Annotated in this window: 21 protein-coding genes; 8 read left to right on the top strand and 13 right to left on the bottom strand. The window is 67.8% G+C overall.

The features are described from left to right. Positions 1–114 precede the first annotated feature (114 nt). Together hrpB and IP90_RS15920 are read left to right on the top strand one after the other, a co-directional pair. Positions 115–2,670, top strand: a complete 2,556-nt coding sequence (gene hrpB, locus IP90_RS15925) for an ATP-dependent helicase HrpB (RefSeq protein WP_242007623.1) — start codon at positions 115–117, stop codon at positions 2,668–2,670. Between the two features lie 199 nt (positions 2,671–2,869). Next, positions 2,870–3,232, top strand: a complete 363-nt coding sequence (locus tag IP90_RS15920) for a hypothetical protein (protein WP_144900657.1) — start codon at positions 2,870–2,872, stop codon at positions 3,230–3,232. A gap of 159 nt (positions 3,233–3,391) precedes the next feature. Here the strand turns inward: IP90_RS15920 and IP90_RS15915 are convergent, their stop codons facing one another. The 4 genes from IP90_RS15915 to IP90_RS15900 all read right to left on the bottom strand — a co-directional run bounded on the left by IP90_RS15915 (position 3,392) and on the right by IP90_RS15900 (position 7,166). Continuing rightward, positions 3,392–4,501 carry a hybrid sensor histidine kinase/response regulator gene (locus IP90_RS15915; RefSeq protein ID WP_158635386.1) on the bottom strand — a complete coding sequence of 370 codons (1,110 nt, stop codon included), beginning with the start codon at positions 4,499–4,501 and terminating at the stop codon, positions 3,392–3,394. Between the two features lie 112 nt (positions 4,502–4,613). After that, positions 4,614–5,159, bottom strand: coding sequence for a pseudouridine synthase (locus IP90_RS15910; protein ID WP_144900655.1), 546 nt, complete (start codon positions 5,157–5,159; stop codon positions 4,614–4,616). 144 nt (positions 5,160–5,303) lie between these two features. After that, entirely contained in the window at positions 5,304–6,212 is a 909-nt protein-coding gene (locus IP90_RS15905; protein ID WP_144900654.1) for a class I SAM-dependent methyltransferase, read from the bottom strand. Positions 6,213–6,245: 33 nt separating this feature from the next. Continuing rightward, positions 6,246–7,166: a LysR substrate-binding domain-containing protein gene (locus IP90_RS15900; RefSeq protein WP_144900653.1), complete on the bottom strand. Its 921-nt coding sequence runs from the start codon at positions 7,164–7,166 to the stop codon at positions 6,246–6,248. A 109-nt stretch (positions 7,167–7,275) separates the two neighbouring features. Here IP90_RS15900 and IP90_RS15895 point away from each other — a divergent pair, with 109 nt between their 5' ends. From IP90_RS15895 to IP90_RS15885, 3 genes are read left to right on the top strand one after another with little or no spacing between them, the layout of a single operon-like run. Continuing rightward, positions 7,276–7,488 (top strand): hypothetical protein, encoded by a 213-nt coding sequence (locus IP90_RS15895; RefSeq protein WP_144900652.1) that lies wholly within the window; start codon positions 7,276–7,278, stop codon positions 7,486–7,488. A gap of 40 nt (positions 7,489–7,528) precedes the next feature. Beyond that, positions 7,529–7,900, top strand: coding sequence for a hypothetical protein (locus IP90_RS15890; protein WP_144900651.1), 372 nt, complete (start codon positions 7,529–7,531; stop codon positions 7,898–7,900). Positions 7,901–7,923: 23 nt separating this feature from the next. After that, positions 7,924–8,241 (top strand): antibiotic biosynthesis monooxygenase, encoded by a 318-nt coding sequence (locus IP90_RS15885; RefSeq protein WP_144900650.1) that lies wholly within the window; start codon positions 7,924–7,926, stop codon positions 8,239–8,241. An 86-nt stretch (positions 8,242–8,327) separates the two neighbouring features. On the opposite strand, the gene IP90_RS15880 is transcribed toward IP90_RS15885, so the two are convergent. Together IP90_RS15880 and IP90_RS15875 are read right to left on the bottom strand one after the other, a co-directional pair. Beyond that, positions 8,328–10,562 carry an NADP-dependent isocitrate dehydrogenase gene (locus IP90_RS15880; RefSeq protein ID WP_144900649.1) on the bottom strand — a complete coding sequence of 745 codons (2,235 nt, stop codon included), beginning with the start codon at positions 10,560–10,562 and terminating at the stop codon, positions 8,328–8,330. A 201-nt stretch (positions 10,563–10,763) separates the two neighbouring features. Continuing rightward, positions 10,764–11,468 (bottom strand): UPF0149 family protein, encoded by a 705-nt coding sequence (locus IP90_RS15875; protein ID WP_144900648.1) that lies wholly within the window; start codon positions 11,466–11,468, stop codon positions 10,764–10,766. Positions 11,469–11,571: 103 nt separating this feature from the next. On the opposite strand from IP90_RS15875, the gene IP90_RS15870 reads away from it, so the two are divergent. Further along, a complete protein-coding gene (locus IP90_RS15870) occupies positions 11,572–11,949 on the top strand; it encodes a YchJ family protein (RefSeq protein WP_144900647.1) in 378 nt (125 codons plus the stop codon). Between the two features lie 86 nt (positions 11,950–12,035). On the opposite strand, the gene IP90_RS15865 is transcribed toward IP90_RS15870, so the two are convergent. The 3 genes from IP90_RS15865 to queF form a co-directional block, all read right to left on the bottom strand. Further along, positions 12,036–12,524 carry a hypothetical protein gene (locus tag IP90_RS15865; protein WP_144900646.1) on the bottom strand — a complete coding sequence of 163 codons (489 nt, stop codon included), beginning with the start codon at positions 12,522–12,524 and terminating at the stop codon, positions 12,036–12,038. A 45-nt stretch (positions 12,525–12,569) separates the two neighbouring features. After that, positions 12,570–12,875 carry a LysM peptidoglycan-binding domain-containing protein gene (locus IP90_RS15860; protein ID WP_144900645.1) on the bottom strand — a complete coding sequence of 102 codons (306 nt, stop codon included), beginning with the start codon at positions 12,873–12,875 and terminating at the stop codon, positions 12,570–12,572. Between the two features lie 113 nt (positions 12,876–12,988). After that, positions 12,989–13,798, bottom strand: coding sequence for an NADPH-dependent 7-cyano-7-deazaguanine reductase QueF (gene queF / locus IP90_RS15855; protein WP_144900644.1), 810 nt, complete (start codon positions 13,796–13,798; stop codon positions 12,989–12,991). A gap of 122 nt (positions 13,799–13,920) precedes the next feature. Here queF and IP90_RS15850 point away from each other — a divergent pair, with 122 nt between their 5' ends. Both IP90_RS15850 and IP90_RS15845 read left to right on the top strand, forming a co-directional pair. Next, positions 13,921–15,252, top strand: a complete 1,332-nt coding sequence (locus IP90_RS15850) for an APC family permease (RefSeq protein ID WP_144900643.1) — start codon at positions 13,921–13,923, stop codon at positions 15,250–15,252. Between the two features lie 167 nt (positions 15,253–15,419). Continuing rightward, on the top strand, positions 15,420–16,046 hold the full coding sequence (locus IP90_RS15845; RefSeq protein ID WP_144900642.1) for a superoxide dismutase: 627 nt from the start codon (positions 15,420–15,422) through the stop codon (positions 16,044–16,046). A gap of 11 nt (positions 16,047–16,057) precedes the next feature. Here IP90_RS15845 and zapE read toward each other — a convergent pair whose 3' ends face one another. The 4 genes from zapE to IP90_RS15825 form a co-directional block, all read right to left on the bottom strand. Continuing rightward, on the bottom strand, positions 16,058–17,164 hold the full coding sequence (gene zapE / locus IP90_RS15840; RefSeq protein ID WP_144900641.1) for a cell division protein ZapE: 1,107 nt from the start codon (positions 17,162–17,164) through the stop codon (positions 16,058–16,060). Then, positions 17,157–17,825, bottom strand: coding sequence for an alpha/beta hydrolase (locus tag IP90_RS15835; protein ID WP_144900640.1), 669 nt, complete (start codon positions 17,823–17,825; stop codon positions 17,157–17,159). Before IP90_RS15835 ends, zapE begins: the two co-directional genes overlap by 8 nt. A gap of 12 nt (positions 17,826–17,837) precedes the next feature. After that, complete coding sequence (locus tag IP90_RS15830; RefSeq protein WP_144900639.1) at positions 17,838–19,235, bottom strand: ExeM/NucH family extracellular endonuclease; 1,398 nt, start codon at positions 19,233–19,235, stop codon at positions 17,838–17,840. Between the two features lie 82 nt (positions 19,236–19,317). Beyond that, on the bottom strand, positions 19,318–19,836 hold the full coding sequence (locus IP90_RS15825; protein WP_144900676.1) for a c-type cytochrome: 519 nt from the start codon (positions 19,834–19,836) through the stop codon (positions 19,318–19,320). Positions 19,837–20,128 lie beyond the last annotated feature (292 nt).

Below are 20,128 nucleotides of genomic sequence, written 5' to 3'. Positions count from 1 at the left end.
AGCATAAAGGGCGTTTGCCCTGGCATTGCATTTCCGTCATCCCGAGCGCAGCGAGGGACCTGCTTTCGCTTTGCGCCGGCACGCCAGTCAGGACGCTGCCCGTATCCTATCGGCGTGAACCGACCCGCCGCCGAACGTTTCCCGATCACCGGACTGCTGCCGCAGATCCGCGACTCGCTGGCCACGCATCCGCGCCTGGTGCTGGAAGCGCCGCCGGGTGCGGGCAAGACCACGCAGGTACCGCTGGCGCTGCTCGATGCCGACTGGCTGGGCGGCCGCAGGATCGTGATGCTGGAACCGCGCCGCGTCGCCGCACGCGCCGCGGCCGGCTTCATGGCCCTGCAGCTCGGCGAAGCCGTCGGCGACACGGTCGGCTACCGCATCCGTTTCGACAACCAGGTGTCGGCGCACACCCGCATCGAGGTGGTCACCGAAGGCATCCTGACGCGGATGCTGCAGGACGATCCCACCCTGGAAAATGTCGGCGCATTGCTGTTCGACGAATTCCACGAGCGCCATCTGGCCGGCGATCTCGGCTTGGCGCTGGCGCTGGACGTGCAGGCTTCGCTGCGCGAGGACCTGCGCATCGTGGTGATGTCGGCGACGCTGGATGGCGAACGCCTCGCACGGTTCCTCGATGCGCCGCGCCTGTCCAGCGCCGGCCGCAGCCATCCGGTCGATATCGCGCATTTCCCGGCGCGACGCGTCCTTCGGCAAGCTCAGGATGGTCGGGAGGAGGCGCTGGAATCGCAGGCGCGCCGCGCGATCGAGCACGCGCTGGCGCAGCACCCCGGCGACGTGCTGGTGTTCCTGCCGGGCCAGCGTGAGATCGCGCGACTGGAGTCGGCACTGGCTCATCACTTCCGCGAAACCGGCCGCGACGGCGTGCAGGTGTTGCCGCTGCACGGCGAGTTGCCGGTCGAGCGCCAGTCCGAAGTGCTGCAGCCGGACCCGCATGGCCGTCGTCGCGTGGTGCTGGCCACCAATGTCGCCGAATCCAGCGTGACCCTGCCCGGCGTGCGCGTGGTGATCGACAGCGGCCTGGCGCGCGAACCGCGTTACGACCCGAATTCGGGTTTCTCGCGGCTGGACGTGGTCGCCATCGCACAGGCGTCGGCCGACCAGCGCGCCGGCCGTGCCGGCCGCGTCGCCGACGGCTGGGCGTATCGCCTGTGGCCGCAATCGCAGCGTCTGGAACCGCAGCGCCGGCCGGAGATCGCGCAGGTCGAACTCACCGCGCTGGCGCTGGAACTGGCGGCATGGGGCAGCGACGATCTGCGCTTCGTCGACACGCCACCGCCCGGCGCGATGGCCGCCGCGCGCGACCTGCTGCAGCGACTCGGTGCGCTCCTTCGACAGACTCACGGTGAGCGCGAAACGTTTGCGATCACGCCGCTGGGCAAACGCATGCTGGCGCTGGGCACGCATCCGCGCCTGGCCGCGATGCTGCTGTCGTCGCGTGACGCTGAGGAATGCGCCCTGGCCTGCGACCTGGCCGCGCTGATCGAAGCGCGCGATCCGTTGCGCACCCGCTCGGATGCGCTGGCCGAGCGCTGGCGTGCGTTGGCCGCATGGCGCGGCGGCCATGTCGCCGGCGATGCCAGCCGCGCCATGCTGACGGCGATCGATGCCGCGGCCAGGCAATGGCGGCGTCGCCTGCGCATCGATGCGCGACCGCCCGCAGAGGTGCCCGCGCATCGGCTGGGCGACCTGCTGCTGCATGCCTTTCCCGATCGCATCGCGCGCCAGCATGCCGGCGATCCGCGTCGCTACCAGCTGGCCAACGGCCGCATGGCGCGACTTTTCGATGACAGCGCGCTGTACGGCGAACCGTGGCTGGTCGCCAGCGAACTGCGCTTCGAGGCCAAGGACGCATTGATCCTGCGCGGCGCACCGCTGGACGAAGCGCGCCTGCGACGTGACTTTCCGGCGCGTTTCGTCGACAGCGACACGGTGCGCTGGGACGGCGAACGGCGCGCGCTGGTGATGCTGCGCGAGAGTCGTTACGACGCGATCGTGCTGTCGTCGCGTTCAGCCGGCCGACCCGATCCGGCGCAGGCTGCGCAGGCGCTGACCGATGCGGTGCGCGAACTCGGACTGCAGGTGCTGCCGTGGTCGGAGGCGCTGTCGCAATGGCGCGAGCGCGCGCTGGCGCTACGCGCATGGTTGCCGGAACTGGGCCTGCCCGACCTGTCCAGTGCGGCGTTGATGGATACGCTGGACGAATGGCTGCGTCCCGCCTTCGCCGGCAAGACGCGGCTGGATGCGCTGGGCAGCGAGGAATTCTCGTCGGCTCTGAAATCGCGCTGCGACTGGAATGCGCGGCAACAGATCGACCGGCTCGCGCCGACGCGGATCCTGGTGCCGTCGGGCATGGAGCGCGGCATCGAATACCGTCACGGCGAAGCGCCGGTGCTGGCGGTGAAGCTGCAGGAACTGTTCGGCCTGTCTGACACGCCGCGCATCGCCGACGGACGCGTGCCCTTGACCTTGCACCTGCTGTCGCCGGCCGGGCGTCCGCTGCAGGTCACGCAGGACCTGAAAGGTTTCTGGGAGCGGACCTACCCGGAAGTGAAAAAGGAAATGAAGGGGCGTTATCCGAAACATCCGTGGCCTGACGATCCGTGGTCGGCGCAGGCGACGCATCGCGCCAAGCGCAAGGGTTCCTGACGGCACGTGGCGTTTTTTCCGTAGGGCGGAAATTTTCCGCTGCTTCCGAACATCGGCCGCGCGAGCAGGTTCCGCCCATGCGGCAGCAATCCCTTTCGTCGCGTTCAGCGCACAGCCGAACTCGCGCGACCTTTCTCACGCGGCCTGAACGCCGCCGCGCCGACACTGCCCGCCTGCTGCGCAATCGGGAAACGACATCATGAGCAAGCTCGAATCGCTATCCGGACGGGCAATGGACCTGGTCGAAACGGTCGGTGACGGCATCCGCCACGCGGTGCCCAATCACGCGATGAAGTGGGTGGAAACCGGCGCCGCGCTGGCGGTGCTCAAGGCCGGCAGTCGCGCCACGACCTCGTTCGTCAAGCGCAACCCGGCGTTGACGGCGGCGGCGGTGGCCGGCGCGGGATTGCTGTGGTACGTCGCGCGCCGCAAGGCCCGGCAGGCGCAACGCAACGGCGCCACGATCGAGGGCACGTCGCGGCGTGTCGAAGCCAAGCGCGCGTCGCGTCCGGCGCCGGCACGCAAGCGCACTACGCGCAGCCGCGCGAAGGTGTCCGAATGATGGCGGGCTGACGCTTCGCTGATCGCGAACAGTCAAGTTCACGCGGAACGAGCCGGCACTCTTCCCTGTCATTCCGAACAGTGAGGGATCTGTTTTTGCCGTGTCATCGCACCAGCAAAAAAGCAGATCCCTCACTACGCTTCGGGATGACGGGCAGAACTACGCTACCGCACGCGCTTCCGGCAGTTCGATGATGAAGCGTGCGCCGCCGCCCTCGCGGTCCTCGTACCAGAGATGGCCACCGACGTCGGCGATGATCTGCCGTGCCAGTGACAGGCCCAGGCCGCTGGACATCGGATCGGCGGCGCTGTTGCCGCCCAGGCGCACGAAGGGCTTGAACAGGTCGCGTTGCCGGTGTTCGGAAATGCCGGGCCCGCGATCCTGCGCGACCAGTTGCCAGTAACCCTGCGCACCGTGGCGCACCGAAAGTTCCAGTTCGTGACCGTCCTGGGCGTACTTGATCGCGTTGCTCACCAGGTTCTCGGCGACCTGGCGCAATACCAGCCCGTCGATCGCCACTCGCACCTCGTCGTTGGGCATGCGCACCAGCAGGCGCATCTCACGCGCTTCCAGCTGCATGCCGTAACGCCGCTCCAGCCATTGCAGCGTCTCGCGCAGGCCGCACAGCGGCATGTCCGTGTCCGATTGCCGGGCCTGGTGCGCCGCCGACTGCATCTCGAGGTAGCGATGGATGTAGCCGAGTGCATCGTCGGCGCTTTCGCGGATCATCTGCAGGTAGTGCGTCACGCGTTCGGGCTTGCAGCCGCGGCTGAGCAGCAGGTCGCTGGCGAACAGCACGCTGCTCAGCGGGTTCTTCAGGTCGTGCGCGACCAGGTTGACCAGTTCCTGGCGTTCCTGCGCAACGCGCTCGAGACGGTCGCGGGTCAGTTTCAGGCCGATGTGGGCGCTGACCCGGGCCAGCAGTTCCTCGGGCGTGAACGGTTTGGTGACGTAGTCGACCGCGCCGGCATCGAACGCGCGCAGCAGCAGGTCGCGATCGTGGGCGGCGGTCAGGAACACCACCGGGATGCGCAGCAGCTGTTCGCGCTGCTTCAGTTCGCCGATCAGGCCAAAGCCGTCCATGCCCGGCATCATCATGTCCAGCAGCACCAGGTCCGGTGCGCGCTGTTCGCACAGCGCCAGTGCGGTCGGGCCGTCGGCGGCGTTGTCCACTTCGTAGCCATGGCGCAGCAGCAGCGCGCTGACCACGCGCAGGTTGGCGGGCTGGTCGTCGACGACGAGGATGCGCCCCGCATTATTGGCCGTCACGATCATCCAGCCCCCGAGCCCCACATCGCATCGACGCGATGGAGCCGTGACGGTAGCAGTTCCGTTGCCGGAACGACACTGCGGCAACGGCCGGGCGTCGGAGCTGAATCCTTCAGCGCGGATCGAGCACGCGCCACTCGCCGGGCGCGAGGTCGTCGAGCGCGTAGCTGGCGATGGCCACGCGCACCAGTCGCAAGGTCGGCAGGCCAACCGCCGCCGTCATGCGCCGCACCTGGCGGTTGCGGCCTTCGCTGATGCCCAGTTCCAGCCAGGCATCCGGCACGGTCTTGCGGAAGCGCACGGGCGGATCGCGCGCCCACAGCGTCGGCGCCGGATCGAGCCGGCGCACCTGCGCCGGCCGGGTCGGGCCGTCATTGAGGACCACGCCGTCGCGCAAGGCCTGCAGCTGGTCCGCGCGCGGCTCGCCTTCGACCTGCACCCAGTAGGTCTTGCGCTGCTTGTGGCGCGGGTCGGTCAGCCGATGCGCGAGCGTGCCGTCATCGGTGAGCAGCAACAGGCCTTCGCTGTCGTGGTCGAGCCGGCCGGCCGGATAGATGTCCGCCGGCAAGCCGAACTGCGCCAGCGTCCGCCGCGGCGGCGTACTGCGGTCAGTGAACTGGCACAGAACGCCGTAGGGCTTGTTGAAGGCGATCAGCATTGAGGGCCGGGATTGGTGATTCGTTATTCGTGATTCGAATAAAGGCGCAGCTACTTGCGCGCCCGAATCGTGGCGTGACCGGTGATTAGAAAATAGCGAAGCGTCGCGCTTCGCTTTTACGAATCACCAATCACGAATCCCGAATCACGGCTTCACAAAGCGCAACGTCATCCGGTCGCTCTCGCCGATGGCCTTGTACTTGGCGTCATCGGCCGCGTCGTGGTCATTGCTCGGCGGCAGGGTCCACACGCCGTTCGGATGGTCGGCGGTGTCCTTGGGATTGGCGTTGACCTCGCTCTTGGCGTCGAGCCTGAAGCCGGCATCGGTGGCCAGCTTGATGACCAGCTCCTCGGTGAGGTAGCCGGATTTCTTCATCGTCTCCAGGTCGGTGCCGGGCTTGGCGCGGTGGTCGGCCACGCCGAGCACGCCGCCCGGCTTGAGCACGTCGAAGAGGCCCTTGAAATAGGCCTCGGCGGTGCCGGCGTCGACCCAGTTGTGCACGTTGCGGAAGGTCAGCACGGCGTCGGCGCTGCCCGGTGCGCCGAATACCGGCGCCTTCGGGTCGAACTCCACGGTCGTGGCGCGGCCGTAGACATTGCCTGGTTCGCCGCCGAGCTTGGCGCGGATGCGATCGCGCGCCTTGGTCTGGTATTCGACGCCGTCCGGCCCGACCTTGCCGGGATCGACGATCGCGGCGACGTAGGTGCCATGCTCGTACAGGTAGGGCGCGAGGATTTCCGTGTACCAGCCGCCGCCGGGCGTGATCTCGATGACCGTCTGGTTGGGTGCGATGCCGAAGAAGGACAGCGTCTCGCGCGGATGGCGGTAGGTATCGCGGGCGACGAAGTCGGGCGTGCGCCAGTCGCCAGCGATCGCCGCCTCAAGGGCGCGTGCGTTGTCATCCGGTGTCGCCGCGCTGTCGGTCGCGGCCGCAGTCGTGGCGGGAGCGTCGGTGGGCGCCGCGTCGGCGTCGTCGTTGGCCGCAGGCGGCTTCGCGCAGGCACCCAGGGCGATGGCGAGGGAGAGCGCGGGAACCAGCAGGAGTCGTGACATCGCCTTGCTCCGGAACATGGGGAAGTGGCAAGCCTAGCGGCGTTTGCCTGCGCCGTCAGCCCCGGCCGACGTTGTCTGCTCCATATGCCGCGCATGTTCCCGCGCCTTGCCATGCAGCCATTCGCGGAACGCGAGCAGGCCGCGGTGCGATGCCGAACGCGGCGGGTAGACCAGCCAATGCGCGTAGTCGGTCTTCAGGCGTTCGTCGCTCAGCGTGACCAGCTGTCCGGAATCCAGCAGCAGCCGCGCGCGGGTCAGCCGTCCCAGCGCGACGCCGACGCCGTCGAGCGCGGCGCGGTGGTGCGCTTCGGAATCGTCGAAGTAGGCGATGTAGCGCGTCGGCGGTTCCAGGCCACGATGCGCGAACCAGCGGTTCCACTGGCCGTCGGGATCGCCGAGCAGCGGCCAGTCGCGCAGTGGCGTATCGCCCATGCGCGCTACCAGCGCCGGGCTGGCCATCGGCACCAGCCACTCGTCGAACAGGTGCTCGGCGGTGACGCCGGGCCAATGGCCGAAGCCGATCCGCAGCGCGGCATCGACGCCGCCGTCGCGCGCGAAGTCGACCACCGCAGCGCTGGATTGCAGGTTGATCTCGATCTGCGGATGCGTTGCCAGGAAATCGCCGAGTCGCGGCACCAGCCAGGCCGAGGTCATCGAGGCGGTCGCGCTGACGGTGAGCACGTTGTCGTGGCGCGCCGCGTACGGCTGCAGCGCCTGTGCGATCGCATCCAGGTGCGGGGCGATGCGCTCCAGCAGGCGCTCGCCGTCCGCCGTCAGGCCGATGCCGCGCGAGTTGCGCACCAGCAGCTGCTGGCCGAGCCGCGTTTCCAGGCCGCGCATCTGGTGACTGAGCGCGCTGACGGTGAGGTTCAACGACTCGGCCGCGCGCGACAGGTTGCCCAGGCGTGCGGCGGCGACGAAGCCCTGCAGGGCGTGCAGCGGGGGGCGGCTCATGAGCGATCGTCTTGAATGAAATTCAACACAGGTTTGCGAAATGGTCGCTTTTCAGCGATCCAGCATGCGCCTACCTTTGATTTCACTCAAGTGGAAGTCGGAGCAGGCGATGAACATCTATACCGGACTACTGTTCCAGCAGGGCCATATCCAGAACCCGGCACTGGCCCTGTCGCTGGCGGGCGTGACCGAGCCGGGCACGACGGACAGTGCCGAGGCCTCGCAGGTCGAGGCGCAACGCAAGCGGCAGGAGCCGTGCAAGCCATTCCACCGCGGCGCGATCCACGCGGTGTGCTCGACGGCGCTGTCGCCGTTTCGTTGATCGCACAGTGCGCACGCACTGTGCATCCGCGAGACCGCCCATGAACAGGATCGCCCTGACATCGATCGCGCCGCAGATCTACCGCAAGCGGCTGCTGGTCGAAGGTTACTATCGCAGCGCGCTCGACCACGACGTGCTGCTGGCCTGGTTCGCCGACATCACCGGCGCGCTGGGATTGCGTACTTATGGCGCGCCGATCATCCATCGCACCAGTGGCGAGGGCAAGGCCGCCAACGAAGGCTACGACGGCTTCGTGTCGCTGATCGATTCGGGCATCTACATCGCCGCCTGGGTGCAGCCGCGCTTCCTGTCGACGGTGCTGTACACCTGCGCCGATTTCGACGAGGACCGCGCGGTCGAGGAGGTGCGTAAGTTCTTTGACCTTGCCGAGCATGAGGCGGCGATCTTCTGATCGCTCGCCTGGGGGAGAACACGTTGGTTGCACGACTCTGGCACGGCGTCACTTTGACCGCGGTAGCCGATGCCTACCTGGCCTTCCTGCGCGAACGCGCAGTCGCCGATTACCGTGCCACGCCCGGCAATCTGGCGGTACACATCCTGCGTCGCGACGAAGGCCGGTTATCGCACTTCATCACGCTGACGCATTGGCAATCGCGACAGGCGATCGAGGCCTTTGCCGGCGCCGACATCACGCGGGCGAAGTACTACCCGGAAGACGCGGGCTTTCTGCTCGAATACGAACCGACCGTGCAGCACTATGAAATCGAGGCGTATCCCATCGCGGATCCGTAGGGCGGAGTCTGCTCCGCTCTACGAAACAAGGCATCGCGCAGGTTTGTGGCTTGAGTGCCCGGCGCATCGCGCGCCGGGCGAATCGATCAGCCCGCCACCAGCGCCGCCAGCGCGGCATTGAAGGTGGCGCTGGGGCGCATCGCCGGGCCGAGCAGCGCCAGGTCCGGCTGGTAGTAACCGCCGATCTGCACCGGCTTGCCCTGCACCGCGACCAGTTCCGCGACGATCTTCGCCTCGTTCGCGGCCAGCGTGTCGGCCAGCCTGGAGAAAGCCGCCTTCAGCGCCGCATCGTCGTTCTGCGCGGCCAGCGCCTGAGCCCAGTACAACGCCAGGTAGAAGTGGCTGCCGCGGTTGTCGATGCCACCGACCTTGCGCGACGGCGACTTGTCGTTGTCCAGGAACTTGCCGTTGGCCGCATCCAGCGCATCGGCCAGCACGCGGGCGCGGGCGTGGTCGTAGCGGTTGGCGAGGTGCTCGAGCGAGGCGGCCAGCGCCAGGAATTCGCCCAGGGAGTCCCAGCGCAGGTAATCCTCTTCGATGAACTGCTGCACGTGCTTGGGCGCCGAGCCGCCGGCGCCGGTCTCGAACAGGCCGCCGCCGGCCATCAGCGGCACGATCGACAGCATCTTGGCGCTGGTGCCCAGTTCCATGATCGGGAACAGGTCGGTCAGGTAATCGCGCAGCACGTTGCCGGTGACCGAGATCGTGTCCTGACCCTGGCGGATGCGCTGCAGCGACAGCTTCATCGCCTCGACCGGCGCCAGGATCCGGATGTCGAGGCCGGCAGTGTCGTGGTCCTTCAGGTAACGCTCGACCTTGGCGATCACGTTGGCGTCGTGCGCGCGCTGCGCATCTAGCCAGAACACCGCCGGGGTGCTGCTCAGTCGTGCGCGGTTGACCGCCAGCTTGACCCAGTCCTGGATCGGCGCGTCCCTGGTCTGGCACATGCGCCAGATGTCGCCGGCGGCGACCACGTGCTCCATCAGCACGTTGCCGGCGTCGTCGAGCACGCGCACGGTCCCGTCGGCGGGAATGCGGAAGGTCTTGTCGTGCGAGCCGTATTCCTCGGCCTTCTGCGCCATCAGGCCGACGTTGGGCACGCTGCCCATGGTGGCAGGATCGAACGCGCCGTGCGCCCTGCAGTCGTCGATCACCGCCTGGTAGATGCCGGCGTAGCAGCGGTCCGGAATCACCGCCTTGGTGTCCTGTAGCTGGCCGTCGGCGTTCCACATGCGGCCGCTGTCGCGGATCATCGCCGGCATCGAGGCGTCGACGATGACGTCGCTGGGCACGTGCAGGTTGGTGATGCCCTTGTCGGAATTGACCATCGCCAGGCCGGGACGCTGCGTGTATTCGGCGACGATGTCCGCCTCGATCTGCGCGGCGAGATCGGCCGGCAGCGACGGCAGCCGCGCGTACAGGTCGCCGATGCCGTTGTTGGCATCGAAGCCGGCCTGCGCCAGCGCGTCGGCGTGCTTGACCAGCACGTCGCGGAAGTAACGCTGCACGACGATGCCGAACATGACCGGGTCGGAGACCTTCATCATCGTCGCCTTCAGGTGCAGCGAGAACAGCACGCCCTGCGCGCGTGCATCGTCGATCTGCGCATCGACGAAGGCCGACAGCGCATGCGCACTCATCACCGCGGCGTCGATCAGCTCGCCGGCCTGCACCTTGATGCCGGTTTTGAGCATGTTGCGACGGCCGTCGGTGCCGGTCAGCTCGATGCCGACGGTACCGGCCTGCGCGATCTGCACCGACTGCTCGCTGCCGTAGAAATCGCCGTCGTCCATGTGCGCGACGTGCGACTTCGAATCCGCCGACCACGCGCCCATCCGGTGCGGGTGCTTGCGCGCATAGTTCTTGACCGACAGCGGCGCGCGCCGATCGGAATTGCCTTCACGCAGCACCGGGTTGACCGCGCTGCCCTTGGTGCGGTCATAGCGTTGCTTGATGTCGTTCTCGCGCTCGTCCTGCGGCTCTTCCGGATAGTCCGGCAGCGCGTAGCCATGCTGCTGCAATTCGATGATGGCGGCCTTGAGCTGCGGCACCGAGGCGCTGATGTTGGGCAGCTTGATGATGTTGGCGTCGGGCGTGGTGGCCAGCTGGCCGAGCTCGGCGAGATGGTCGCCGACCTTCTGCGCGTCGCTCAGGTAATCGGGGAACTGCGCCAGGATGCGTGCCGCCAGCGAGATGTCCCGCGACTCCACCTCGATGCCGGCGGTGGCGGTGTAGGCCTCGACGATCGGCAGCAGCGACTGCGTGGCCAGGAACGGCGCTTCGTCCGTCAGCGTGTAGATGATCTTGGGGGTGTTGGGCATGTCGGCGTGGACTCGCTTGCGAAGACGGGAAGGAATGGGGGCTGGGCGGCCGGGCATCGCCGCATCGCGATGAGTGCCGCCATCGACGCGCGCACGGTCGTGCGCAACCCGGGCATTGTCGCGGTTCGCGCCGATCCGGGCAAAGCGCGTGGTGCGGACGCCCCGACAGGGCGTGCGCGTATCCAGCTCAGCGCGGACGCGCTAGGCGCCGCAGCACTTCTTGAACTTGCGGCCGCTGCCGCACGGGCAGGCTGCGTTGCGGTCCGGCGTGGCCTCGCGCCGGATCGGCTCGCGCGGCGTCAGCGCCTCGATGCGATGGTGGTGCAGGTCGGCAAGCATGCCGGGCAGCCCGCCGATGATTTCCAGCCGCTCGCGGTAGCTGATCGGCGTGGCCGCGGCAGTCGGGTCCTCGGCCAGCACCTCGCCGCTGGCGAGGCGGTCGAGCAGGGAAAAGATCTCGTCGATCCAGCCATGCTCGTCGAGGCGTTGGTCCCAGGCGATCTCGTTGAGCTCGACCCCGCGGAAGAAACCGAATGCCCAGTCGCGGCCGACGTCCAGCTCGTCTTCCTGTTCCTGTTCCGGATCCTCGGGCAGCCACAGCAGCGGCGCCAGATGATCGGGCAGGTCGTCGTCGCCGAAACGCACGCGCTGGCTGACCATGTTCCAGTGGCCCTGCAGCAGTGCCTCGACCTGCGCGCGCTCGTCCTCGTCGGCCCAGCGCGGCGGCGTGCCCCAGATCGGCAGCTGCCACTGCTCGAACGGCACCGTTTCCGGCGACACCACCAGCGCCGACAGATAGCCGTCCAGTGCTTCCAGGTTGAAGCCCTTGAACGGCACCGCGCGCTGCTCAAGCAGTTCGGCGAGGCGTTCGACCTGGTCGTCGTCGAGCGTGGCGGGAGCTTTCATGGGACGGGGCCGGCAGCGGGGCGGACACGCATGGTAGTCGTCCGCGCGTGGACTGACCGAGAATGGACGTCATCTCCGTGGCTCGACCGCGATCCGGATCCGCATGCCTGCCTGTCCCTGCCACCCTGCCCGATCCTATGCCGACTGCTGCGACCCGTTGCACGCCGGCGCGATTGCTGCCACCGCCGAGGCGCTGATGCGCTCGCGCTACAGCGCGTACGCGCTGGGCCACCGCGGTTATCTGCTGGCGACCTGGCATCCGCGTACGCGACCGGCGGAACTGGAGCTCGATGCCGGCACCCGCTGGCTGGGACTGGAAGTGAAACGGCACGCGGCGGATGGCAACGACAGCGCCAGCGTCGAATTCGTCGCGCGTTACCGCATCGGCGGCGCGCCGGTAGTGCGCCTGCACGAGATCAGCCGCTTCCTGCGCGAGGACGGCCGCTGGTACTACCTCGACGGCACGTTTCCGGCGCGTTGAATCGAACGGGCGATGACATCGCCGACAAAAAAGGGCGCGACCTGCGTCGCGCCCTTTTCGAACTTCGCGAACGAAGCGCGAGGCGTCTACTTCACCTCGATCGACTGCGGGGCGCCCGCCGGCGTGCCGTTGACGGTGACGTCGACCGTGTACTTGCCGGCCGGCCACGGCGACGGATTGCTGAACTCAATGTTGGTGATGCCGTCGCCGGTGGTGTTGAGCGTCTGCTTCTGCTCGCCGGCCACCTGGCCGTCCTGATAAGTCAGCTTGGCGCCGACTTCCTGGTTGCTGGCGGTGCCGGTGGTCCTGATCGAGACGATGATCCGGTCGGTCGGCTTGAACGTGGACACCGCGGCGACCGATTTGTCGGCGGCGGCGGTGGTGCCGACGGTAACCGCACTGACCGTGGCGGCGGCCGGCGCCTCGGGCATCGGTGCCGGTTCCATCGGTGCCGGTTCGGTGGCCGCAGGCGGCGCGGTCACGGCCGCGGCGTCATCCTTCTTCTTGCAGCCGACCAGCGCCACTGAGCCGGCCAGGGCCACGATCAATGCATAGGAAAGCGTGTTGTTGTTCATGGGGAGGTTCCTTGCAGACGAATGAGGGATAAAGCGGCGTCGCGCTCAGGCGTTGTCGAGCGGAATCTTCAGGACCTGTCCGGGCTGGATCCGGTCCGGGTCGTCGAGCTGGTCGCGGTTGGCCTCGAAGATCGCGTTCCAGCCGCTGGCCTTGCCGTAGAACTGCTTGGAGATGGCCGACAGCGTGTCGCCCTTCTGCACGGTGTAGGTCTGCTCGACGTCACCGACCTTTTCCTCGGTGCTGTCGACACGCGCGGTCACGCCTGAAAAATCGGCCTTTTCCACTTTCTGTTCGGTGGTGTCGACCTTGGAGGTCACGCCCGAGAAGTCGGCTTTCTTTTCGTTGGTCATTGGGAGCTCCTTACCCGGACCGGGTCTGGGTGGAGGCCACGTTTGCACGGCTTGCGTTAAGAATTCATTGCAACGCCGTGAACCGGAAGCACACGTTTTTTACCGGCGCGCTGTTACTGGCGCGCGTCGCGTGCAGGCAGCGGCGGCGCGTGGCCGGGAGTCGCGCGCCAGGGATTGATGTCCAGTCCACCACGACGCGTGTAACGCGCCTCGACCGACAGCGCCTGCGGCCGGCAGCGCGCCACCAGGTCGACGAAGATGCGTTCGACGCATTGCTCGTGGAACTCGGCATGGTCGCGGAACGACACCAGGTACCGCAGCAGGCCGGCACGATCCAGCCGCGGGCCGCGATACGCGATCCGCAAGCTGGCCCAGTCCGGCTGGCCGGTGACCGGGCAGTTCGACTTCAGCAGCGCCGAGCCAAGGGTTTCCTCGACGATCGACTGCGCATCGGCCTGCAGCCAGTGCGGGTCGGGCGGGCCGTAACGGTCGATGGCGATGTCGAGATCGTCGATCGATTGCGCGGCATCATCCTCGACGATCGCCGGCAGGCCGAACGCGACCGTGACCTGGGCGCCGGCCGCACGCGAAAGATCGGCGGCGATGGTGGCCAGCACGGCCGCATCGCCATCGCAACGGTGTGCGTTGAATGAATTGAGATACAGCTTGAGCGATTTGGATTCGATCAGGTTCGGCGACTCGCACGGCACCTGGATCGTGGCGGTGCCCACGCGCGGCTTGCCGCGCGCATCCAGCCAGCTGAGTTCGTACGCCTGCCAGCGATCGTGACCGATGAAAGGCAAGGCCGCGCCATGCATGTCGAGCGCGGTGCGACCCAGCGCGCGGGCGATCGGGAACAGCAGCGAGGGATCGTAGTGCGCCGGATAGGCGACGTCGCGGCCGAGGGGAATGGCGGAAGTCATCAACCCATTCTACGCGCGTGCCTGAATTCACTTCTGAAACCGGGACAGTGCGATGCACCCCCTGCACTCGCCTCCGCCCCCGTCGCCATGCGAGGCTGCGCCGGACCACGACGGGGAACCCCATGAGCGGACCGGATCGATCCACCCACAACAGCGCACTGCAAGGCGATGCCGCACTGGTGCGTGCGGTCGGATCGTTCGCGCTGACCGCGGCGGTGATCAACATCATCGTCGGCGCGGGCATCTTCAAGATGCCGGCCACGCTGTCGGCGCAGATGGGCGCGGCCGCGCCGCTGGCGCTGATCGCCGGCGCGCTGGCGATCATTCCGATCGCATTGTGCTTCGCCGCGGTCGGCAGTCGCGCCGCCGCAACAGGCAGTCCCTACACCTATGCCGGCGCCGTGTTCGGGCCGTTCGCCGGATTCGTCGCCGGCGCGCTGATGTGGATCAGCAACGTCGCGTCCAGCGCCGGTGTCGCCGCCGCGCTGTCGGTGCAGGTAGCAGGCCTGCTGCCGCTGTTCGCCGAACCGGCTGCGCGCGCGATGCTGCTGATCGGCGTTTACCTGGTCGTGTTCGCGTTCAACGCGTTCGGCGTCAAGCTCGGTGCGCGCGCGATCGCGGTACTGGCGACCCTGAAGCTGACGCCGTTGTTCCTGCTCGCCGGCGTCGGCCTGTTCTTCGTCGACTGGCATCAGGTCAGCTGGACCGACGTGCCGTCGTGGAGCGCGATGGGTACCTCGATGGTGCTGGTGATGTTCGCCTATTCGGGCATGGAAACGGCGCTGATTCCGTCGGGCGAAGTGCGCGACGTGTCGAAAAGCGTGCCGCGCGCGACGATGGCCGCGATCCTGCTGGTGGTGCTGCTGTACCTGGGCCTGCAGGTCGTCACCCAGGGCGTGCTCGGCGCCGGACTGGGGCAAAGCGGCGTGCCGCTGGCCGACACGGCCGGCGCGTTGTGGTCGCCCGGTCGCGTGCTGCTGCTGCTGACCGCGTGCGTGTCGATGTTCGGCTTCCTGATGGGCAACCTGCTGGGATCGTCGCGACTGTTGTTCGCGCTCGGGCGCGACGGCTACCTGCCCGGCGCGTTCGGCGCGGTCAGCGCCGCGCATCGCGTGCCGCTGCTGGCAATCGCGACGCACGCCGGCCTCGGCTGCGTGCTGGCGCTGGGCGGCAGCTTTGATGCGCTGGCGCTGATTTCCGGCGGCGGCAACTGCCTGGTCTACATCGTGGTGTGCGCCGCAGCGTGGCGCGCGCAGCGGGTCGACCTGCGCGAACGCGGCGAGCCGTTCGTGCTGCCCGGTGGTGCGGCGATACCGCTGCTGTCGGTGTTGGCGATGACGGCCATCGTCGCCACGCTGACCGCGAAGGAATGGTTGGCCCTGGGTGGCGCTTTGCTGCTGCTGATCGCCGTGTACGGCGCGTTGCGCATGACCCGGCCACGCCAGCTTCCGTGAGCCGGATTACCTTTCGTGCAAGGCATGGATACCCATTGTTTGACGCGGTTTTAACGCACCGATCGCGCGCAACGCAGCATCCTGACAGCGTGTTCATCGGAGGGACTTATCATGGCCAGGCCAGGCGCATCCGTGCGACGCGCCATCCCACACGATGGAGCAGAACCATGCCTTACACGCTTCCGAAACTGCCTTACGCCTACGACGCGCTCGAGCCGCATGTCGACGCGAAGACGATGGAGATCCATCACACCAAGCATCACCAGACCTACGTCGACAAGCTCAACGAAGCGGTCGATGGCACGGCGCTCGCCGACAAGCCGGTGGAATCACTCATTCGAGATCTTGACGCGGTACCCGAAGCCAAGCGCGGCGCGGTGCGCAACCACGGCGGCGGCCACGCCAACCACAGTCTGTTCTGGACGGTGATGAGTCCCGATGGCGGTGGTGAACCCGACGGCGATCTTGCAAAAGCGATCGACAGCGACCTGGGCGGTTTCGACAGGTTCAAGGAAGCCTTCACCAAGGCCGCAGTCGGACGTTTTGGCAGCGGCTGGGCCTGGCTGGTCGTCGACGGCAAAGGCAAGCTGGCGGTTGAAGACAGCGGCAACCAGGACAACCCGCTGATGAAAGGCATCGGTTCCGGCAACACGCCGATCCTGGGCCTGGACGTGTGGGAACACGCCTACTACCTGAAGTACCAGAATCGCCGCCCGGAATACATCGCTGCGTTCTACAACGTGATCAACTGGAAGGAAGTGGCGCGCCGTTACGCCGAAGCCAAGGGCGGCTGACTCGTTTACAGCTACTGGCGATGTTCGAGGGTGAGATAGGCAGTCGACTGCATCTCGAACAGGCGTGAGGTCGTGCGCTCGAAGGCGCCGCGCAGGCGCTCGCCGCCGTACAGCATCGGCGGCGATGCGTCGGCCGTGCAGACCAGGTTGACGTGGCGGTCGTACAGCTCGTCGATCAGGGTGATGAAACGCCGCGCCGCGTCGTCGCGTTGCGCATCCATTACCGGAATGCCACCGAGCAGCACGGTGTGGAATTCGCGCGCTATCTCGATATAGTCCGAGGCCGCGCGCGGACCTTCGCATAGCGCGCTGAAATCAAACCAGGCCATGCCTTTGCAGCGTGCGCGCACCGGCAGCTTACGGCCGTCCAGTTCGATGCTGCCATTGCGGTGGGCGTCGTCGCCGCCGAGCGCATGCCAGCGCGCTTCCAGCCAGGCATCGGAGCCGTCGTCCAGCGGCGCGCGGTACACCGGCGAGCGGGTCAGTTCGCGCAGCCGGTAGTCGGTGTCGCTGTCGAGATGCACGACGCGGCAGTGTTGCTTGATCAGCGCGATCGCCGGCAAGAATCGCGCGCGCTGCAGACCGTCCTTGTACAGCGTGTCCGGGGTGCTGTTGGAAGTGGTCACCAGCAGCACGCCTTCGGTGAACAGGCGCTCGAGCAGGCGCCCGAGCAGCATCGCATCGCCGATGTCGCTGACGAAGAATTCGTCCAGCACCAGCACCCGCAGCGATGCGCGCCATTCGCGCGCGATGATCGCCAGGGGATCGCGCTCGCCTGTGTGCGCGCGCAGGCGTTCGTGCACGTCGCGCATGAAACGATGGAAATGGGTGCGGCGTTTTTCCCTGATGGGAAGGCCATCGAAGAACAGATCGATCAGGAAGGTCTTGCCACGACCGACGCCGCCCCACAGGTACAGGCCCGGTTCCGGCGGTGGCGGACCGTCGCCGAAAAGGCGTTGCAGCAGGCCGGGACGTTGCCTCGGTTGTGTCAGTGCGACATGCAGGCGGTCGAGTTCGCGCAGGGCTTCGTGCTGCGCCGGATCGTCCTGCCAGTCGCCGCGCGCCACGCCGGCGCGGTAGTTGTCCGACGGCGTCGCCGCCGCGCCTGCGTCATTCATCCGCGGTGGGCAGGTAGGGCTTCACGCCATTCTTGATCGCGCCGCGCAGGTCGATCAGCTTGCGATGGAAGAAGTGCCCGGTGTCGGGCATGCGCACCAGTTCGGCCTGCGCCTTGGACTTCTCCAGCCAACCGTAGACCGCCTGCGGATCGACCACTTCGTCGTTGTCGCCCTGCACCACCAGCCAGGGCATGGTCGGCAGTGCGATCGAGGCGAAATCCCAGCGCCCGGCCGGCGGCGCGATCGAGATCAGCAATGCAGGCTTGAGCTCCTCGGCCACCCGCAACGAGACATAGGCGCCGAAACTGAAGCCGGCCAGCCACAGCTGCTGACGCGGTCGCTGCGCGCGCACCCAGGCGACCACCGCGCGCAGGTCGTCGGCCTCGCCGCGGCCCTCGTCGAACTGGCCCTCGGAATGGCCGGTGCCGCGGAAGTTGAAGCGCACCGTGGTGGCGCCGAGTTCGCGCAACGCGCGCGCAACCATCGTCACCACCTTGTTGTGCATGCTGCCGCCCTCGGTGGGCAGCGGGTGGCAGACCACGGCGACGACCGGCAGCGTAGGCACGTCGGCCTCGGGCAGTTCGACCGCGAGTTCCAGTGCGCCGGCAGGACCGGCGAGCTGCACGGGACCGGATCGATCGGGGAAGGCGGGCTGGGTCATGGCGCGATGATACTAGCGGCGCAGTTGCAGGCCGATGAGCAGCGGATCGTGATCCGAACTGCGCCACGGGGTACCGTCGACTTGGCCGGAGATGCCGTCGTGATCGCCGCCGTTGTCGGCTTCATCGGCGTTGGCGTGCCACTCCACGGCGCCGCGCAGACGCCCGGCCAGTGCCGGGCTGAGCAGCGCGTGGTCGAGGCGCCCGGCCTGTCCGTCGTAGATGAAGCTGTAAGGGTTTTCGGTGCCTTGCAAGGCGTCGCGCCAGCCGGCATCGAGGAAGACCCGCACCGGATCTTCCTGCGCGTAGGCATTGAAATCGCCGAGGATCACGGACAGATCGCTGCCGATTCCAGTGGGATCGCGTTGCAGCCACTGTGCCAGCCGGCGCGCCGAGTCGACTCGCACGGCATTCCAGCAGGCCTGGCCGTCGTGCTGGTCGCGGTCCGGGCCTTCGGCGCCGCTGCAGCCTTTGGACTTGAGGTGGTTGGCCACGACCACGAACGCCGGGCCCTGGCCGGCACGGAAACCCTGCGCCAAGGGCGCCCGGCTGCGCTCGTCGAACGGCCCTCCGGTCAAGGTTGCCGGCTTGCCGACAGTCTCGACGCGCGACGCACGGTAGATCAGTCCGACCCGGATCGGGTTGTCGCCGGGGCCGCTGCCGGGATCCACGAAGCGCCAGTCGCCGCCGTCGGCGTTGAGTGCCGCGACCAGCGCGGCGATGCTCGACGCCGGGTCATAGCCGTCGTTCTCCAGTTCCATCAACGCGGCGATGTCCGGATCCAGCGCACGGATGGTGGCGACCAGCTTGTCCTGCTGGCGGGCATAGGCCTGCGCGGTGCGCGCGCCACGCGCGGTCGGGAAGCCGCCGCCGCGGCCGTCGCCATTGAACAGGTTGTGCAGGTTGAAGCTGGCGATGCGCACGTCGCCGGCCACCTGCGGGGCGGCCGGGCGGGGACTGGCGCGGACGTGCAGGGGTGCGTCGGCCTGCAGCACGAAGCCGTCGTCGCGCGCGACGATCCTGCCTTCGACGCCTTCGAGGAGGCTGCCGCTGCGCCAGGGCTGCGCCGCGGCCGCGACGTCCGGCGCCAGTTCGATCGTCAGCTGGCGACGGGCATTGTCGGCGGCCACATCGGCAGCAGCGGCGCCGGGGCGGGCGATCTCGGTCGGCGCGAACAGGCGGCCGTCGAAGCTGGCCAGCAGCCGGCCGCGGTCCAGATCGCGGTTGCCGGTGATCGTCAGCGGCGCCTCGATGCGCACGCGGCGGCCGTCGTAGGCCTGCCAGTCCGGCGGAGGCGCGGACACGATGACCGCGTCGACGTCGGCCAGATGGGCGTGATCGGCCGATGGCGCCGACCGGCAGCCGCCGAGCAGGACGAGCAGCAGGCACAGGACGTGGGAGGAGCGGATCACGGCAGTTCTCCTGCAATTCCGGCTGCGCCGCAAACGACGACGCCGCCAGAAGGCGGCGTCGCGGAGTGTGCCAGAGCGGCGTTTACTTCAGGTTGTCGAGCATCCAGTCGACCGTCGCCCGGACCTGCTCGTCGGTCAGCGCCGGGTTGCCGCCGCGCGGCGGCATCACGCCACCATCCGGGCCGGTGAAGCCTTCGATGGCGTGCTTGTACAGGGTGTCCTTGCCCTGCGCGATGCGCGGACCCCAGTGGCCCTGGTCCATCGTCGGCGCATTGCCGGCGCCGGAGACGTGGCAACCGGCGCACAGGTTGTTGAAGATCACCGAGCCGTCGGTGGTGCCGCCATAAGCCACCTGCGAAGCGGCCTTGGCCGCGGCCGCGGCCACTGCGGCGGCCTGTTCGGCGGCGCCGGTCGCGCCCGCGTAGACCGAGCCCACCGGCGCGATCCGCATGTGGGTGCGCTGGGCCGCCTGCGGCGACACTTCCGGCGGCAGGGTGCCGTGCAGGTGCAGGGCCAGCAGGATCAGGCCGAGCGTGACCAGCGACAGGAAGCCGATCACCAGCGAGAATTTCTTCAGAAAATCGAGGTCGTAATTGCGCACGTTCCACCTTTGCGGCCGCTGATCGAGGCCGTGCATTCGTATCAGTATAAAGCGCGGGGCGCGGCCGGCGAAGCCTTGCATGGGCAGGCGAGGTCATGCAGGGACGAGAGTGCGCCGGCAAAAGGATGCGCTTGCCGAGCCCAGGCGCCGGACTTCGTGAAAGAAATATTGTGCTCCGAGTGAGGCCTTGCGTCTGCAGCCACCGGCTTGCGCAAGGCCGAACGCCGCGTGCGAAGCACGAGGCCGGCAATCCCGGCCAGAAGACCCACTGAAAGGGATTGGCGCGCCTGGA

This window comes from Luteimonas cucumeris (assembly GCF_007830035.1).
GTDB lineage: Bacteria > Pseudomonadota > Gammaproteobacteria > Xanthomonadales > Xanthomonadaceae > Luteimonas_C > Luteimonas_C cucumeris.
This window is presented reverse-complemented; position numbering and strand designations above follow the sequence as displayed.